Below are 19045 nucleotides of genomic sequence, written 5' to 3'. Positions count from 1 at the left end.
TGGAGACTTGCGCTCGAGGTCCTTCAGCCGCTTCGCGGCTTCAGGATGACACCCTATAAATTTAATGGGTCATCCCGAGTGAGCGAAGCGAGACGAGGGATCTCGAGAGACCCGCTCCGACAGCGCGGACCATGCCGCCATGTTAACCTGAACCCGTTGCCCTGCCCGGTGACCGCTGTCATCTGGGGTGTCCCGGGGTGCTGGGGGACGACGCCCGACCACCGAGGCGGGCACAGGTCGGACGCCCTCCCCTGGACAGGGGAGGGGTGGGGTGGGGTTGACGCGGACACGACGGCGGCCGCGAAGGATCAATCGCCCCCCTCCCAGCCTCCCCCCGATGGGGGGAGGGGTCCCGGCGTACGGCACCGAGACGGCGTCCTCCCGGGCAAACGTCCGGTCAAACGTAGTGTCCCGGTTTCTGCCCGGAACGCCCTCTGCTTCTCTGCGATCCCCCATAAGACGAGGAGGCGGTCCGCATGACCACCAGCGCGGATCGCCTGTCCCTGCTGCGCAGCCGCGCGGCCGACTTCACGGGGATCGCCTTCGTGAAGGTGGTGGACACCTGCGACCAGCGGGTGCTGTGGGTCTATTTCCACACCGATCCCCGGGACCTGGCGACCCCGTTCGAGCCCACCGGCGCGCCGCCCGACCCGCTGACCCCGGCGGATCTCCGCATCCACGCGGCGGACGGCACGGGGCCCGACGTGCCCCTGGACCCGGACCCCGCCCGGCTGGTCTGGCGCGACGATCCGCTGACCGCCCACCGGGTGCTGGAGGTGGTGGTCCGCGAGCCGGGCGCCTTCGCGGACTACCGCCTGACCATCGACGACGCCCGCGTGGATCCCGGCTTCAACGGCGTGCGGTTCTCGTTCAAGGTGGGCTGCGACGACGATCTGGACTGCGCCGAGGACACCCAGCCCTGTCCGCCGCCGGGTCTGGACGATGTGGAGGTGGACTATCTGGCGCGGGACTTCGTCAGCCTGCGCAATGCCCTGCTGGACTTCACCGCGCAGCGCTACCCGAACTGGCAGACCCCGACCGAGGCCGATGTGGGCATGGTGCCGCTGGAGATCCTGGCGGCGCTGGGCGACGAGTTGTCCTACTTCCAGGACCGCATGAACCGCGAGGCGTACCTGGAGACGGCGACGGAGCGCCGCTCGCTGCGCCGCAAGGCCCGGCTGGTGGACCACGAGATCCACGACGGCCGGCAGGCCACCACCCTGCTGGAACTGACGGCCGTTGCCGGGTCGTCCGTGGTGCCGGCGGGGGCCGCCGTCTGGGCGCTGCCGGACGGTCAGGACCCGATCGCGTTCGAGATCGGCGCCCGGCTGCGGGACGCGGTGCTCGACGGCGTGTCCTACGCCATCGACAGCCGCTGGAACGCGGGGCTCATCACGCCCTACGCCTTCGATGACGACGGCGCCTGCCTGATGCCGGGGGCGACCGAAGTTTATGTGCGCAACGATCCGGCCGACCCGGACAACCCGGGCGGGGAGGTGTTCACCGTGGCCGATGCCGCCACCTGGGCGGACGGCCGCCTGCTGCTGCTGCGCGACCGCGCCGCCGACGTGGCGGAGCCGGAGCGCCTTCGGGCCGTGCGGGTGGTGGATGTGGACTTGACCTCGGATCCGCTGGTGGGGATCGCCCTGGCCCGCATCCGCTGGGCGGACGAGGACGCGGTGACGATCCCGATCCCGCTGGCGGACCTGGATCTGTCCGGCAACCTGCTGCCCGCCACCGCCGGGGAGACGCGCCGTCAGTCCTTCCGCCTCGGCCCCCTGCAGGAGAACGACGGGCCGGATGTGCGGCCCGCCGTGGAGCGGGCCGGGCCGCTCTATTCCGACGCGGACCCCTCTCTGCTGACCCGCCGCGACCCCTGCGATGAGGGCGATGCGGAGGATGCCAGCCGCCCGCCCGTCTACCTGCTCAGCCTGCCGGACACCGACACGCGGGGGCTGGCCTTCGCCGATCTGACGGGCGATCTGCGCGCGACCGAGCCCGAACTGATCGTCACCGAGGACGGCCAGCCGGACGATCCGTGGGACGTTCAGCGCTCCCTTCTCCTGTGCGGACCCGACGATCAGGTGGTGACGCTGGAGGACGGCACCTGGCGGCGCATCCTGGGCATCTGGACACCCGACGGCGAACTGGTCCACCGCGACTATGCGACCGGCGCGGGCTATACGGTGCGCTTCGGGGACGGCCTGTTCGGCCGCCTGCCGGTGCGGGATGCGCTGTTCCATGTGGACTACCGCCTGGGGGCGGGGCGGCGCGCCAACCTGCCCGCCGGGGCGGTCAACGGCCTCTCGATCCCGAACCAGCAGCCGCCGCACGTGGGCGATCTGGTCGGGCTGGTGGACGCGGTGACCAACCCGTTCCCCGTCACCGACGGCCGCGACCCGGAAACCGCCGAGGAGATCCGCCAGACCGCGCCCGATGCCTACCGCGCCTCGGTGCTGTTCGCGGTCCGGCCCGAGGACTACGGCACCCAGGCCGAGACCCTGGCCAGCGTGCAGCGCGCCCAGGGGCGCTTCCGCTGGACGGGCGCGTGGTTGGCGGCCACCACGGCCGTGGACCCCGCCGGCGCGGCGATGCTGACCGAGGATGTCCGCGCCGAGGTCCAGACCCTGCTCGACAACCGGCGGCAGGCCGGCCGCCCCGTGATCGTGGTGCCGCCCCGCTATGTGAACCTGGATTTGAGAATAACTGTCTGCCTGTCCCGCACTGTGTTCCGGGGACACGTGGAGCCGCGCCTTCTCGCCGCCCTGTTCGGCGATGCCCGCACCGGGGCGACCGGCTTCTTCGCGCCCGACGCCTTCACCTTCGGCACCCCGCTGCGCCGCCCCGCGCTGGAGGCCGCGATTGTCGCGGTGGAAGGGGTGGAGGCCGTCACGGGCATGGAGATCCGCGTTCACGGCGAGACCGACTTCGCGCCGTTCGAGGACTTCGCCTTCGATGTGGCGGACGATGAACTCATCCGTCTGGAGAACACGCGCCGGCATCCCGAGCGCGGGTCCCTGCGGCTCACCATGGTGGGAGGGGCGTAATGGCGGGCTGCTGCGACGACCGCACTCCCCATCCGCTGGAGACCCTGCCCGCCGGGCTGGCGGTGATCCCGCGCCAGATCGCCGGCTTCCCAGAGGTGCGCCAGCGCCTGTTGGAGCGGCTGGCGGACCCCGAGGCGGCATCCGCGCGCGCGGCCCTGTCGTCCTGGCGGCCCTACAGCGACGACTTCGGCTCCATGACGCTGGAGATGTGGGCCTATGTGGCCGATGTGCTCGGCTTCTACGACGAGCGCATCGCCAACGAGAGCTATCTGGGCACGGCGGTGCGCCGCCCCGCGCTGCGCCGGCTGGTGGCGCTGCTGGGTCACACGCCCACGGCCGGGCTGGCGGGCACGGCGGCGCTGGCCGCGCTGGCGGACGGCAGTGTCGCGGTGACCGTGCCCAAGGGCACCGCCGTGCGCTCGCGCGGGTTCGACGGTCACCCGCCGCAGGTGTTCGAGACCACGGCCGAGACCCTGGTGCATCCGCTGCTGAACGCCTGGACGGTGGCCCCGTTCCGGCGGCGGCCGACGGTGGACGACTCGTTCTTCGTGGGCGACACCGGCGCGGCCGAGGCCGGGGACAAGAGCGGCAAGGCGGGTGGCGGCAAGGGCGGCGGCGAGGACCACCGCGTCAACCGGGTGCTGTTCCTGCCCGGCGGCTTCGGCCTGACGGCGGGCGAGCCGGGCCTGATCGAGTCCCGCGTTGCCGGGTCGGACTTCGAGCCCCAGGCCGCCCTGGTCACCGCCACCGAGCCCTTCGCCGGCAGCGACGGCAAGAGCTACACCCGCGTGTCGCTGGACCCGCCCATCGTCATCGCGCCCGATGTGGACCTGTCCACCCTGCGCGCGCGCCGCCCGACCCGGGTCGCGGTCGCCACCGTCAACGCCCCGGTGGACGACGCCAAGGGCACGCCGCCCGCGCTGGACAACGACGGGTCCCAGACCCGCCTGTACCTGGATGGGCCGCCGACCGGGTTCCGCGCCGGCGAGTCCGTCATTGTCGCGCGTGATCTGGAGGGCGCGGAGCCCACCTTCCGTCACGTCCGCATCGCGGAGGTCAAGGCGGCGGCGGTGACCGTCTCCAGCATTCCGCCCACCCCGGCCCCGACGGACGCGAACCCGGCCAACGTCATCCCCTCGCCCCAGGTGGCGGCCACCGAACTGCGGCTGGAACCGGCCCTGCCGGCCTCGTTCCTGGACCCGGCGACGGTGACCTTCCATCACGGTTTCGTCGCGGGCGGGTCGCCCACCAACGTCTGCCGCACCACCGTGACCGCCGACGAGGTGAGCGCGATCGAGGGCGTGCCCATCGGCGGGGCGGTGACCCTGCCCCTGGATGACGCCGAGGCGGGTTCGGGCTTCGGCATCCAGGCCACCGGCAGCGACCGGGTGCTGGAACGGCGGTTTCTCATGACCGACGCCGAGGCCCACGGGGCCCTGGTGGATGGCCGCCTGACGGTGGCGACGGACGGGACGGCCCGCTTCCAGGCGCTGTCGCGCGACCAGATCACGGCCGACACCCTGCGTCTGCCGCTCACGATCCACGGCAACGTCCTGGACACCACGCGCGGCCAGAGCGTCACCGGCGAGGTGCTGGGCAGCGGCAGCCCGCGCGTGGCCAACCAGCGCTTCAAGCTGCGCAAGAAGCCGCTGACCTACCTGCCCGGCACGGTCACCGGCACCGGGGACACCGTCTCGTCCACCCTGACCGTGCGCGTGGACGGCATCGCCTGGACCCCGGTGAGCGGCTTCTACGGCTGCGGCCCCAAGGACCGGGTCTACATCGTCCGCCACGACGACCAGCAGAACACCTTCGTGATCTTCGGCGACGGCACACGGGGCGCGCGGCTGCCCTCGGGCGTGGAAAACGTGGTGGCGGACTACCGCTTCGGCGCGGGGGCGGCGGCCCCGCCCGCCAACCACATCCGCCAGTTGGCCGCCTCGCTGAAGGGACTGCGGTCGGTGCGCTCGCCGGTCGCCGCCACCCCAGGCAAGGACCCCGACGGCCCGGAGAGCCTGCGCACCTCCGCGCCGCGCACCGCCCTGCTGCTGGGCCGGGCGGTCTCGGCGGCGGACTTCGAGGCGCTGGCCCTGGACGCCCCGGGGGTGACCACCGCGACCGCGCAGTGGCTCTGGATCGCGGACCAGGGGCAGGCGGGCGTGGTGGTGCACTACATCGGCAGCACCGACGAAAGCACCCTGGTGGAGAGCCTGACGGCGCAGGCCGACCCGACCGTGCCCATCGCCGTGACCCAGGCCGAGCCCATCACCGCCACCCTGACCATGAGCGTGGCGGTGGACCCCGCCCGGGTGCCGGCGGATGTGGCGACGGCGGTGCATGACGCGCTGGCGGCGGGTGTGCTCGACCCGGCCCGGGCGGTCATCGGCGGCATGGTCTGGACCAGCACCCTGTTCGCGGCCGCCGCCGACGTGGACGGCGTGATCTCGGTGGACTCGCTGGCCATCACCACCGACGAACCCGGCGTCAATCCCGGGGGCTCGGGCGGAACCTGCATCCCCTCCGGCCGCTACCTGGACTTCACCGGGACCGATGCCATCACCGTGACCGGCGTCGCCGCCACCGACCTGCCGCCCACCCCCGCCAAGGGAGGCGAGCCATGAGCGACGCGCCCACCGCCCGCGACGGCTATGCGGCCTATTACACCGAAAAGCTCTGGCGGCTGGTGCCGGAGGTCTATCGCAACGCCGACACCACCGGCGCGTTCCGGGCGCTGATCGCGCTGATCGGCGAGGACGCGGCCGATGTGCGCCGCTCCATCGACCGGCTGTGGGAAGACCAGCATATCGAAACCTGCGACGACTGGGCCGTGCCCTACATCGGCGATCTGGTGGGGACGCGGCTGGTCTCGGTGCAGGACCGCCGGGCGCGCCGGGTGGATGTGGGCAACACGGTGCGCTTCCGCCGCCGCCGGGGCACGCCCGACCTGCTCGATACCCTCGCCCGGGCGCTGTCGGGCTGGGACGTGGTGCTGGAGGAGGGCTTCCGGCAACTGGCCCGCGCCCGCCACCGCCTGGATGGCCCGCCGACGAAGACCGGCGCCTTCACCGGGACCATGACGGGCGGCACGGCGGACCTGCGCCGCCCCGTGGGCGCCACCATCCACGAAGGGCCGTTCGGCGAGTTCTTCCACACCCTCGACACGCGGCGCCTGCGCGGGCGCACCGGGCGCTTCGGGGTGCGCAAGCTGAATTTCCACCTGTTCCCCATCCGCGCGTTCGAGATGACCGGGGTCGATCCGGTCCCGTTGACCGACCCGAACGGCGTGGGCTTCCTGCGCACCTACACCCTGGACCCGTCCGGGCGGGCGATCCCGCTCTATCTGAGCGGCGAGGGCGACGGCGAGGACGACGACAAGGCCCCCCTGACCCGCGAAGCGCCGGTCAGCGTGGACCCGCGCGAATGGCGGATCACCCAGCCCATGCGCTGCCGCCTGCTCGGCCATGCGCGCTATGTCATCGAGGCATCGGATATCCTGGCGCTGGAGGACCTGCCCAACCCGCCGCTGCCCACCGATGCGACCGCGCTGGCGCTGGCGCGCGGGCTGACTTTCGCCAGCGAAAGTGCGATGCGCCGGCGGCTGGTGGACCTGGGCGCGGCCATCGCCGATCCGCCGCCGGACTGGTACGGTGAGCTTGTGGCGCGGGCGCTGGAGTCCGACACCGGCAAGGCACAGCTCTACCCGCGCTCGGTGGAGATCGCGGCCGGCGGGGCGGACGTGCCCCGGGTGCGCGTCTCGGCCGCCAATCTGGCCGATCCGCGCTGTCATCCCACGCCGGCGGGCGGTCTGGCCGAGGTCATCGTCTATCCGGAGCGTGGCCTGTTCGCCAGCGTGCCCCATGATGATCCGGCCGATTTCGATCCGCTGGTGTCGCGCTATTACTATGGGTTCTCGGCGGAGGTGGGCGCGGGCCCCTATCCCCGCCCGGCGCCGGAAACTCCGCCCGCGCGCACGGCCAGCGCGGGCACGGTTCCTGATGGCGGGGTGCTTCAGGGCGACGGCCTGCTGATCGCGGACAACCGCACCTATGATCTGACCCTGAGCGCCGCCCAGCCGCTGGACATCGGGGCCGTGCTGGCGGCGGGGCCGCAGCGGCGGCCGTTCGTGCGCCTGTCCGGGGATGGCGGCCCGGCCGATCCCACCATCCTGCCGACCGCCACCGACATGGTGCTGACCATCGACGGCGGCTGGTACGCGGCCCAGGACCCGGGCGGCCTGCCCCCCGGCGCGCCGGTGGACCTGACGCTTGAGGATGTCCCCGGGGCCACGCCCGAGACCTTCGATTACGACCGGGTGGAGATCCGCTTCGCCACCCTGGACCCGGGCGGCCCCCGGGCGGACGGCACGGACATTCCGCCGCTGCGCCTGCGGGTGCGGGCGCGGGTCCGGACACTCGTGATCCGCAACGCCATCACCGGCCCCATCCTGGTCGAGCCCGGCACGCCCGGCGATCCCTCGGTGGTGGACGAGATCATCGTCTGCCGCTCCATCGTGGATGCCGGCCGGACCGCCGACCGACTGGCCATCGCCAATCCCTTCGGCCGGGTGACGCTGGAGGAGGCGACCGTCTTCGGCCACGTCCGGGCGATGCGGCTGGCGGCCTCGGACAGCATCGTGGACGGGGTGGTCCAGGTGACCGACACCCAGGCCGGCTGTTTCCGCTTCAGCGCCACCCGCGACCATCCGGACCGCCGCCTGCCGCCCCGCTTCCGCGACTACGTGGGACCGATCCCGCCCGCCTTCTTCCAGTCGCGCGTGTTCGGGGATCTGCTCTATGCGAGGCTCGCCGGCCCGGCCGAGGCGCTGCGGACCGGGGCCGAGACCGGCTCCGAGATGGGCGTGTTCTCGCACCTGCTGACGCCCATCCGCCTGGACAGCGTGCGCGCCAAGGTGGACGAGTTCGGCCCGGTCGGGCAGCTCGCCCAGTACCTGTTCGCCGATCACCCGCTGGTCAGCCGCCTGTTCGAGCCCGATGCGGTCTCGCTCGAACCGCCCGTCGTCACGCCGCCCGCGCCGCCGCAGCCGGGGCCGCTGATCCCCGAGCCGCCGCCACCGCCGCCGCCGCCGCTGCCGACGCGCTGCGAGGATGACCCACCGATTGACGATCCGGACGACGACCCGGATGACGACCCGGATGACGACCCGGATGACGACCCGGATGACGACGATGATGACGACAACGGCGACGATGACGGCCCCACGCCGGTCATCGTGGGGGCGGTGGACCTGTCGCTGCTCAACGTGGACCTGGACGGCGCGCCCGCGTTCTGGGCCGGCGTGGACTGGCGGCCCGACGACGCGGCCGGGGCGCCCGGTTCCGCGCCCGTCCGGCCGGGGATCCCGTTCGACCGCGTGGACACCCTGATCGACTACGACGCCCGGCGCGGCTCCCGCCCCGAGGACCAGGGCTGGACACCCACCGGCCCGGCGCAATCCCGCTTCCGCCTGGAGGGCGGCGCGCTGGACCTGGATGCCCCGACCAACGCCAACCCGGCCTTCTTCTCGGCCGGGGCGCCCCTGGAGGGTGGCGCACCCGAGCAGGTCCACGCCTATGCCCTGGTGGCGCCCGGCGGCAGCGAGGGCCCGGGCGAGGGCCGGACGCCCGAATTCTTCGAAGTCCGTGTGGCCGTCACCGACCCCCAGAGGGGCGGCCCGGGCCTGCGCGCGGGCTGGCGGGAGAGGCGGGGCCGCCTTGCGTTCCATTACATCGGCGAGGACGGCGCGCCCCGCATCCGCCCCACCACGGAGGCCCCGGCGGGCACCCAGCGCTGGGCCTGGACGGCGGTATCCCTGCAGGCCGACATCCCCGCCGACCGGGCGCTGATGAGTGTCGCCGGCGTGGTGGACCACAGCCCGCTCAGCCGCTTCGGCCGCGGCCGCCCGGTGGACGGCCCGCCGCGCCTGACCGCCGCCTTCGGGCTGTTCAACCGCCGCCTGGGCGGGCGGGCGTCGCTGCGCAATCTGGTGGTTTCCTCACCCGGACGGTTCATCCGGGCGCGCCTGCGCGGCGTGGCCCCGTCGAAAGAGCCCGTGCTGCGGCTGGTGTTCCTGGCCGACACCCCGGCCCGGGATGCTCGCGCCCATTTCGTCGTGCGCTACGGCGACGACCCCGCAACCCCCGTGGGGAGCCCGCCGCCCCGCGTGGTCGAAGGCGGCGTCTCCGCCCCCCGGGACGGGGCCGCCGCCGTCCTGGACCTGCCGCTGTCCGGCATCGCCGCCGGCCGCGCCCTGGTGATGGTCGTCGAGCGGCCCGCCGCCCACCCCGAGGACGACCTGCGCGGGACCCTGCGCCTCGTCTCCGCCAGCCTTCTGCCGTCGGGAGGACCCAGCCCGTGATCGTTCTCGGACCCCGCGACGCCGACCTGGGCGGCGCTCCCGCATATTGGCGCGAGGCCGACTGGCGCCCCGACTCCGTGGGCCGCACGCCCCGGGGGCCGACCTTCCCGGCCATCCCCTTCGACAGATGCGATCTGGTGCTGGAGTACGACGCGCGCTGGCCGGGGCGGCCGCTGCCCTCCGACCAGGGGTGGGAGCTGGCGTCGGAGGGGGACGGCCTGTGGTCGCACGATGCCCGTCACGGCGTGCTGCGGTTCCGGCCGGAGGGCGCCACGCCCTCGTTCTGGCGGCGCATGGGGCGACTGGAGTCCAAGCTGGACCGGGGCGCGGCCCACGGCCTGTTCCGCATCGACCAGGGGGCCCAGGAGATCCGGGCCGGCGGCTTCGAGGTGATGTTCATGGTCGCCCCGCCCCAGGGCCGCGCCCGGGGCATGCGCGGCTGCTGGTCCGACCGCTGGCACTGGCGCACCCTGGACGGCGGGGTGCCGTTTCCGCTCGCCAAGGCCTCGGCGGAACCGAGCCTCGACCGGGTGTGGCACGGCTTCGGCATGGATGCGGAACTGGTCGGGCCGCCGGTGCCACAGGACAATTTCGACCCCGACGACGGCGGCACGACCCTCGGCAGCCTGAGCGGCGTGGTCTCCCAGGAGGACCGCCGCCGCTTCGGCTATGGCGAATTCGAGCCGCAGACGCCGCTGGTGATCTTCGGCATGACCGAGCCGGGAACGGCGATGGCAGGCCAGATCCGGAACCTCTGCGTCTCGTTCCCCGGGCGCTTCCTGCGGCCGTCGTTCCGCGCCGTGGCGCAGGCGGAGACCACCCGCCTGCGGCTGCTGTTCGGCGTGGACGGCAGCCCCCGCGACGGGCGCAACACGGCGGCGATCCGGGTGCGCTACACGGCGCCCAGCCTGGGCATGCGCGAGGGCCTGCTGCCCCAGAAGGACCTTGGCGGGCGCCCGCTGGCGATCGACCCGGGCCGCGCCGACGGCCTGCACGAACTGGCCGTGGACCTTGAGGGCCTGAAGCCCGGCGAGCCGCTGCGGTTCACCGTCGAGCGCGCCTGGGACGCCGATGCCGACACCATGCCCGAGACCGCGCTGCTGCTGGCGGCCATCCTGGAGGAGGCCCGCCCATGAGCGTGCAGGACGTCACCCGCCTGCTGGATCCCGCCCCCCAGGGCTATGTGGGGGCGCGCCTGCAACAGGCGCGGACCCTGCTGGACTCCGACACCAACGAGGGCCTGCGCGGGCGCGCCGACGACAGCCGCGCCGCCTGGCTGGATGTGACCGGGCGTCACGGCAGCCCGGATGACGGCTTCCTGCCCGACCTGACGCCGGGTCAGACGGTCACGTCGAAGCTGGTGGCCTTCGGCGGGGCGGTGCTGGCCTCTGTGCTCGACTACCCCATCCGGCCCGGCGTGATGCACCTGAACGGCTGGCGCCTGGACCAGCACGAGGCCGAGAGCACCGTCTTCCAGCGCGAGTTCCTGCAGATCGGCCCGGACGCCGCGCCGCTGGCCCAGGTGGGCACGCAGTATCAGCTCTCCATCCTGCGGGCATGGGAGCAGCCGGTTACCGCCGTCGAGGATTCGGAACTGCTGGAGCCGGCCCTGCACGGGGCGGACGGCGGCGTGCGCCTGCGCCGCATGCGCCGGGTGGAGGTGCGCACCGTGGAGGCCGCCGACTGCGAGGCCGCCTTCGCCGAGGTGCTGGAGGATCTGGGCGACGGGGCGTCCGTCACCTACGACCCGCGCACCGGGGTTTTGCAGTCCAATGCCCGCCTGCGGCTGGGGTTCGTCGGCGGTCCGGCCGGGGACTGCCCGGGCTGCGAACCCGCGCTGCGCGGTCGCTATCTGGGCAGCGAGGACCAGACGATCCGCATCATGCTGGCCACGGCGGACAGCTATGTGTGGGCTTTCGACTCCGCCGCGCCGCTGTACCGCGCCCGGCTGGTGTTCGACGGCGCGGGCGGGGCGCGGGTGGAGATGCTGACGCCGCCCAAGGACTCGGCCCACGAGCCGGTGCTCAATCAGGTCGTGGAGGTGCTGCCCTGGTCGGTGCTGCTGGAGAACGGGCAGCCGGCCGGCGGCAAGACCGTGGGCGAGCGTGTCTCCAACGAAAAGCTGGCCGCGCGGGTGGGTGTGCTGGCGACCGTGGACGCGCCTTACACGGCCGGGGATCGCAGCTTCCACGCCCGCATCGATGCGTCCGGGCTGGACGCGCTGGGCCTGTCCCCATCCGGCAAGGGCGGCAAGGGCGGCAAGAGCGCGCCGGAAAAGGCCGCCCAGGCGGCCGTGAAGACCGGCGAGCCGCCGGGCGGCGAGATCGTCGCCCTGCAATGGGACCCGGCCCACCCGCACGCCGCCGAGCTGAACCCGGGCACGGCCGAGGACGGCTCGACAGTCGGGTTCGTGTATCTGCGCTTCTGGCATGTGAAACGACCGGACGACCCCGTGGCCCTGCCCCTGAACACCGGCCGGCCGCTGGGGCGCACGGGCGTGGTGCCCACCTTCAGCGGCACCGGCCGGCGCGGCGACTTTTGGCGCGCCACCCTGCGCACCGCCGCGCGGGACCTGATCCTGCCGTGGGGCCTGACCCGGCCGGAGGGCCTGCCGCCCGACGGCCCGCGCGAGGCGGTCGCCCCGCTGGCGCTGGTGGAGTGGTCCTCGCTGTTCGGCATCGTGCACGAGGTGGTTTCGGTGCGGACCTGCCGCCCGAGCCTGCCCGCGATCACCAACCGAGGCTGCTGCACCCATGTGGTCAGCCAGGGCGCCTTCGCCCGCTTCACCACCGTGCAGGCCGCCATTGACGCGCTGCCGGCGGCGGGTGGGCGCATCTGCATCCGCGAAGGCACCTACGTTGGCGCGGTGCGGGTGTCCGGCCGCGACCATGTGGTGATCGAGGGCTGCGGCGCGGACACGGTTCTTCTCTCGCCCGAGGGATCGACCGCCGATGCGCTGGTGACCCTGGACGGCCCCGCCGAGGGCGGTGCGGACCGGCTCGTGCTCAGGTCCCTGACCGTGCGCGCGGTGGGACAGGCGGGCATCGCCCTGACCGGGCGCGGGGTCACGCTGGACCGGGTGGACGTGGCCACCGCCGCGACGGAGGGCGCGGAGACCCCCAGCGCCGTCCGCGCCCTGGATGTGGCGCACGCCCGCCTCGTCCGCTGCCATATCATGATGCTGCCCGGCCGCTCGCCCCATGCCGCGCTGGTGCTGCGCACCGCCGGGGATGTCCTGGTGGAGGCCTGCGCGGTGGAAAGCGCCGCCCCGGGCGAGGTGGGGGACATCACGCCGGCCTGGGGCGGCATCCAGGTCATGGGCGACTCGCACGGGGTGGAGATCCGGGGCGGCCGCGTGTCCGGCTGGAGCGGGCACGGGATCACCCTGGGCAGCGCGCGCTGGCGCGCCACCGACGGGTCCGAACTGACGGACCCCGGCGCTGGCTTCGGCCAGATGTTGGACGACGGATCGCCCGCGCCCACCGGCCGGCTGGGTCCGGTGGACGTGACCGAGGGCAACACCACCCGGCGCTATCATCCCGAACCCGACCCGGTGATCGGCGATGTGCTGATCGCCGATTGCACCGTCTCCGGCTGTCGGGGCAGCGGCATCGGATCGCCCGCCCCCGAGGTCATCCACGCCGAGGAGGCCCGCGCCGCCCCGCTGTGCATGCGCCGCACCACCTTCGCCGTGGAGCATCTGGAGGTGCGGGACTGTGCCCTGACGGACAACGCGGCCGGTCCCGGCGCGCCCGACCCGGACCGCACGCGCGGCGGCGTGGTCTTGTCCGAGGCGCGGCGCCTGACCGTGCGAAACGTCCGCATCGCCGGCCCGGCCCGGGACGCGGACTCCGGCCCGCGCTGCGGCCTGTTCGTCGCCTTCGGCGCGGATCTGGTCATCGACCGCACCCGCATCACCCTGACCGCTCCGGCCGAGGACGCCACCGGCCCGCAAGACATGGACCTGAGCGGCGGCATCGTCCTCAGCCTCGCCCACGGGGCGGACATGCTGGCCCGGCTCGGCCAGGACCCGCCCCTGCATGGGGTCCGGATCGAGGGCAACGGCGTCTCCTCGGCCCACGGCCCGGCCCTGTCCATGCTGGCGGGCGGCCCCTGCGCCGTCTGTGGCAACGCGCTGGAGGCTGTGCCCCGCGTCGTTGGCACCGGCCCCTTCGGCATGGTCACGGCCGTCATCCAGCACGCCGCCCGCGTGGCCGAGGCCGTGGACCTGCCCCCCGGCGAGCCCTCCCCGGAGCGCTGGATCCAGCCGTCCGGCTCGGCGGCGTACCTGCCGGGCCGCGCCCAGACGGTGGGTGAGACCGGCGGCCTGACCGTCGCCGACAACCGGATGACCACCCGCCTGCCCCTTGGTCTCGACACGGCCGACCTGATGCCGGTCGTGATCCAGTCCAGCGGCAGTGCGGTGGTGGAGGGCAACCAGATGGCCGCCACCCTGCCGCGCGGATCGCTGCTCACCCATTGTTTCGCCATGGCGGCGGTGCTGACCGTCGCCGGCAATCGCATCGCCGAGACCATCGAGGCCGGGCCGGTGTCGCTGGTCGCCACGGCCCCCATGATGACCCTGGGGAGCGATTGCGTGCTGACCCACTGCCCCGTCGTGTTCGGCGGCGACAACACCGACGTCGCGGCCTTCTTCGCCGCTGAAGACAACCTGACCCTGGCCCGCCTGCAGGACCGCCGCTGCGATCTGGAACGCGAGCGGCTGGCGCCCGCGCTCCGGGTCACCCTGGCCGAGGTCTTCGGCCAGGCCTCCCCCACCATCGGGGGGCTGACATCCCTGGAGGCCATAGCGGTCCCCGCGCGGAGGCTGTTCCCATGAACGCGAGCGATCTGTCCCGCCTGCTCTTGCAGCCGCGCAAGAACTACGTCGAGGTCATGCAGCAGCAGGGCCGCGTGGTTACCGATGCGGACTGGAACGAGGGCGCGGCCCTGGACGACGAGGACCGCCGCCGCGTGCTGCGCGACCTGATCGGCCCGACCGGCAGCCCGGACGACGGCTTCGCGCTGGATCTGGCGATCGGGGATGCGGTCATCCCGCAGCCCGTGTCCTACAACGGCGCGGCCCCGGTGCAGGTGCTTGGGTACCGCCTGCGCCCGGGGGCGCTGTACGTCGAGGGCCAGCGCTTCGCCCATCCGGCGGACGCGGGGGGTCTGGGCGGCGTGGTCGCGCTGCAGGCGGAGGCCCTTCAGATGGGGCCGGATTCCGCGCCGCTCGCGGACCCGGGCGACACCCACGCCCAGTTCCTCTACCTGTCGGCCTGGGAGCAGTGGGTCTCCTCCATCGAGGACGAGGAATTCCGCGAGGTCGCCCTGGGCGGGGCCGACACCTCAACCCGGGTGCGCCGCATGGCCCGCGTGACCGTCACGGAAGCCACGGTCGGCGACGACTGCGCCGCCGCCTGGGCCACCGTGCGCGACGGCATCGAGGCCGACACCGGCGGCACCTTCAACGCCGCCGGGACGGAATTGGCGTCGTCGGCGCGGCTGCGCGTCACGTTCGTGCCGGGGGCTTCGCAGGACCCCTGCGCGCCGTGCTCGCCGGACAACCTGGGCCGGTATCTGGGGGCGGACAACCAGGCCGTCCGCATCATGATGGCGGCCCCCGACCGCTACGTCTTCGCCCTCGACAACGCCGGGCCGATCCACCGCGTGCGGCCGGGGCCGGTGGCGAATGGCCTGCTGCCGCTGGAGATGCTGACCGAGCCCCGCGACGAGGCCCGCTGGCCGCTGCGCAACACGGTGGCCGAGGTCATGCCCTGGGGGGCGCTGCTGGACAACGGGCAGAAGGTGGCGGACACGCCAGGCGCGTTCCTGCGGGTCGCGCGCGGGTATGATCCGGATACCAACACCATCGCCTTCGACGCCGCCGACGCCCCCGCGCTGGCCGCGCTGACGCGGCAGTGGGACGCGAGCCACCCCCACCGCGCCCACCTGCCCAACGACGCCGACCCGGACGGGCGGTACCTCTACGTCCGTTTCTGGCACCGCCTGGACAGCGCGGCGGACCCGGTGCTGCTGGATGTGGCCGGGCCGCACACCCTGCTGAACCGCATGGGGCTGAGCCCCACCTTCTCCGGCACTGGCATCCCCGGGGACCACTGGATCGTCACCGTCCGCCCCGACACCCCGCGCACGGTGGTGCCCTGGGACCTGACGCAGGTGGGCGGGGTGGCGCCGCACGGGCCGCGCCGCCTGTTCGCGCCGTTGTCGCTGGTGACCTTCCGCCCGCCCGGCCCGGGCGAGCCCAACAACGCCGAGATCGTGGAGTCCGTCGCGGACTGCCGCCTGCGCTTCACGCCGCTGGTGGACCGGGACGGCTGCTGCACCCACAGCGTGGGCGACGGGGTGACCTCTTTCGGGGACTATGCCTCGATCCAGGCCGCCATCGACAACCTGCCCGCCGGGGGTGGGCGCGTCTGCCTGCTGCCGGGCCGCTACACGGAAGCGGTGGTCATCGAAGGCGACGGCATCACCCTGGAGGGCTGCGGCGCGGACAGCGTGATCGTCACCCCGGCGGGCGACGATGTGGCCGATGGGCTGGTGCATGTGACGGGGTCGCGGGTCACCCTGCGCGATCTGGCGCTGGAGACGGCCGGTCAGGTGGGTGTGCGGGTCAACGCGGAGGACGAGACCGGCGGCATCGCCTCCGACACGATCCGCCTGGAGGGCCTGACCATCACCGCCGACCAGCGCGCGGCGGTGGGCGGCCAGACCCGCAGCGGGATCGACATCCGCCGCGCCCGGGACGTGACGGTGCGGGCCTGCGCGGTCTCCATGGACGGCTCGCTGAGCGACGATTCCGGCGTGGTGCTGCGGGGCGAGGAGATCCTGATGGTGGGCTGCCGGGTGGAGAGCCTGCCCGACACCGGCGGGTCCGCCGCCTGGTGCGGGGTGCAGATCGGCGGCGGTTCCCAGCGGGTCACCCTGCGGCGCAACACCATCGTCGGCGGCACCGGCCACGGTGTCACCCTGGGCAGCCTGCTCTGGGACGCCGAGACCACCGTCAGCACCAGCACCACCACCTTCGGCGCGGGCACCGGCCTGATGAACCCGCAGGACCCCTGCGCGCCGGTGGGCGTGCTGGTCCAGCCGGTGGCGGTGGCCGAAACCCGCTACGACCCCCGGTCGGCGGGCGATCTTGCCGACATCCACATCCTGGACAACCGCATCGAGGACATGGCCGCCAACGGCATTTCCGTCCTGACCCTGATGCCGCTGGAGGAGGACGAGGGCGCGGGCGAGATGATCACCACCGACCGCATCACCATCGCCCGCAACCGGATCATCGGCTGCGTGGACCAGTCCACCCGGCTGCGCGACCGCTCCCCGACTTCCAAGACCAAGAAGCTGGAGACGGGCGGGCACGACCTGTTCGGCAAATTCACGGTCAGCGAGATCAAGGACGCGGCGATCATGCTGGTGGAGGGCGAGGGGATCACCGTCCGCGACAACGACATCCGAGACAACGGCACCGGCGATCCCAACCCGGTGGCCGGCATCTCCATCCTGTACGGCGACGGCATCCTGATCGAGGGCAACCGGATCCGGAACAACGGGCTGCGCCAGTCCGCCTCGATCCCGGTGGGCGATCCCACGCAGGCGGGGATTTTCGTCTCGCTGGCCGGTGTGGCCTCCAACCATGCGACCCAGGATCAGGCCGATCCGCTGGGTCATTCGCTCCGGGTGCTCGCCAACGCCGTGGACCACCCCAACGGCCCGGCCCTGATGGCGCGCGCCACCGGCCCCGTCGCGGTGGTGGGCAACCATCTGCTCTCGCAGGGCAGCAACGCCACCTCGCAGGAGCCGGGGCAGGCCGCCTGTGTGGCCATCACCAACATGGGCGCCCCGGCCGAGGCCGCGGATCTGCAGGCCGGCGAGCCGTCGTCCGACCGCTGGCTGATGCCGGCGCGGACCGAGGAGTATCTCCAGCGCACCGCCGACCCGGCGGGCGCGGAACCGCGCCTCGGCCAGGGCGGGCGCGTCCTGTTCACCCGCAACCACGTGACCCTGCGGTGGGTCGAGCCGTCCGAGGTGGGCACCAACCTGGGGGCCGGGTTCTCGGCGGCGATCTGCTCCCAGGACGACGTGACCTGCACCGCCAACCAGTTCTCGATGAACGTGGAGGACCCCGGCACCAAGAAGAGCGGCGACACCGTGTTCGCCCGCCAGCCGCGCATGTCCGCCCATGTGGTGGTGGTGGGGGCCACGGCTTCGGTCAGCCGCAACCGGATCGCGGAGGGCGTGAACGACGCCCTGCTGTCCCACCTGACCCTGGGCGGGCTTCTGGCATCGGCCACCGACAACGTGAGCACGCACCTGGGGTTCGTCTCGACGGTGAACACCTTCACGCCGAACTCGTCCGACCCGCCCAGCGCGCTGCCCGGCCAGCGCGTGGACCGCAACAACCTCGTCTGGCTGACCCCGGCGGAGGAAACCAGCGGCGGCACGCTGGTGTCGCAGGCCACCGCCCGGGCCACTGCCAACGAACTGTTCAACACCTTCGCGTCCCACTGCCTGGGGCTGACCGTGGGCAGCGAGCAGCCCTTCAACATCGTGGGCATGCTGATGCAGAGGCCTTCGGACGATGGTTAGGACCGTCTCCACCTCGGAAACCCGGCTGCTGCGCGACCCGCGGCCCCGCCCGCGCGCCCGGCGGCCGTGTCAGGCCCCGCCGCCGACGGCTGCCGCTGCCGCCGAGGCGTTGGGCTTCCGGACCATGGGGGCCGAGGACCTGCCGTGGGTGCAGGCCTGGACGGCGCAACTGGGGCTGCCCGGTCCGCGCACCACACGGGTGCGATCCTTCATCCTGACGGAAGAGGGGCGCCGGGTCGGATACCTCGCCGCGCGGGCGACTGCGTTCAACACCGGCCAGGGGCGCGAGCCCGTCATGTGGATCTGCGCCGCCTACCTGATCCCGTCGCACCGGGGACGCGGCCTGCTGCCCCGGTTCTGCGAGAAGTTGTCGGCGGCCCACTACGGCAGCGGCACGGCGGTCGCCCGGGTGGCCGCCGACAACGCCACCATGCACCGCTTCATGGCCCGGGGCGGCTGGCGGAAGATCCGCGCAACCCAGCGCTTCACGGACTACGCGCTGGCGCTGACCCGGCCGTTTCGCGCCAGAGCGGGAGGGTGACCGACGATGGCCGCGCGCGCGACACCCAAGGCCCGGCCCGCCCGCATCGCCCCCCGAAAGGGACCGGCGGCCCCGGCGGCGCGCCCGGCCCCGGTGAGAGCGCCCGCGCCGGCGCGGCGTGATGCGGTCTCGGCCTTCCTGCAGGCCAAGCTGACGGTCAATGCGCCCGACGACGCCTTTGAGCGCGAGGCGGACAGCGTGGCCGACACGGTCATGGGCATGGGGCCGCTGCCGCGCGATCTGCGCCACGCGCCGGAGGGCGGGGGCGGCGCGGCGGCCCCGCTCCAGCGCGAGGAAGAGGAGGAGGCCGCCCAGACCGCCCCTCTCCAGCGCCAGGAGGAAGAGGAGGAGGCCGCGCAAACCGCCCCGCTCCAGCGCGAGGAAGAGGAGGAGGCCGCGCAAACCGCCCCGCTCCAGCGCCAGGAGGAAGAGGAAGAAGCACCGACCCCCCCGCACCGACGCCCGGAACAAGAGGAAGCTGCACCGAGC

8 protein-coding genes are annotated in these 19045 nt (G+C 73.3%); all 8 read left to right on the top strand.

All coding sequences use genetic code 11. From position 1 onward, the window contains the following. Positions 1-476 precede the first annotated feature (476 nt). The gene (locus GHC57_RS14065; RefSeq protein ID WP_153345338.1) at positions 477-3047 is read left to right on the top strand and encodes a baseplate J/gp47 family protein; all 2571 of its coding nucleotides are present in this window, start codon (positions 477-479) and stop codon (positions 3045-3047) included. Beyond that, positions 3047-5668, top strand: coding sequence for a baseplate J/gp47 family protein (locus GHC57_RS14060; RefSeq protein ID WP_153345336.1), 2622 nt, complete (start codon positions 3047-3049; stop codon positions 5666-5668). Before GHC57_RS14065 ends, GHC57_RS14060 begins: the two co-directional genes overlap by 1 nt. Continuing rightward, positions 5665-9402 (top strand): hypothetical protein, encoded by a 3738-nt coding sequence (locus GHC57_RS14055; protein ID WP_153345334.1) that lies wholly within the window; start codon positions 5665-5667, stop codon positions 9400-9402. Before GHC57_RS14060 ends, GHC57_RS14055 begins: the two co-directional genes overlap by 4 nt. Beyond that, positions 9399-10538, top strand: coding sequence for a hypothetical protein (locus GHC57_RS14050; protein WP_153345332.1), 1140 nt, complete (start codon positions 9399-9401; stop codon positions 10536-10538). Before GHC57_RS14055 ends, GHC57_RS14050 begins: the two co-directional genes overlap by 4 nt. After that, the gene (locus GHC57_RS14045; protein ID WP_153345330.1) at positions 10535-14242 is read left to right on the top strand and encodes a hypothetical protein; all 3708 of its coding nucleotides are present in this window, start codon (positions 10535-10537) and stop codon (positions 14240-14242) included. The genes GHC57_RS14050 and GHC57_RS14045 overlap by 4 nt, the downstream gene beginning before the upstream one ends. Further along, positions 14239-18015: a DUF6519 domain-containing protein gene (locus tag GHC57_RS14040; RefSeq protein ID WP_153345328.1), complete on the top strand. Its 3777-nt coding sequence runs from the start codon at positions 14239-14241 to the stop codon at positions 18013-18015. The genes GHC57_RS14045 and GHC57_RS14040 overlap by 4 nt, the downstream gene beginning before the upstream one ends. After that, complete coding sequence (locus tag GHC57_RS14035) at positions 18008-18556, top strand: GNAT family N-acetyltransferase (RefSeq protein WP_153345326.1); 549 nt, start codon at positions 18008-18010, stop codon at positions 18554-18556. The genes GHC57_RS14040 and GHC57_RS14035 overlap by 8 nt, the downstream gene beginning before the upstream one ends. Before the next feature lie 6 nt (positions 18557-18562). Continuing rightward, the coding region (locus GHC57_RS14030) for a hypothetical protein (protein ID WP_211369203.1) at positions 18563-19045 on the top strand (483 nt) is incomplete at its 3' end.

It is taken from the genome of Roseospira navarrensis (assembly GCF_009601025.1).
In the GTDB taxonomy this organism is placed as follows: Bacteria; Pseudomonadota; Alphaproteobacteria; order Rhodospirillales; family Rhodospirillaceae; genus Rhodospira; species Rhodospira navarrensis.
Note: the sequence above shows the minus strand (reverse complement) of the source record. Positions and strands in the feature narration are given on the sequence as shown.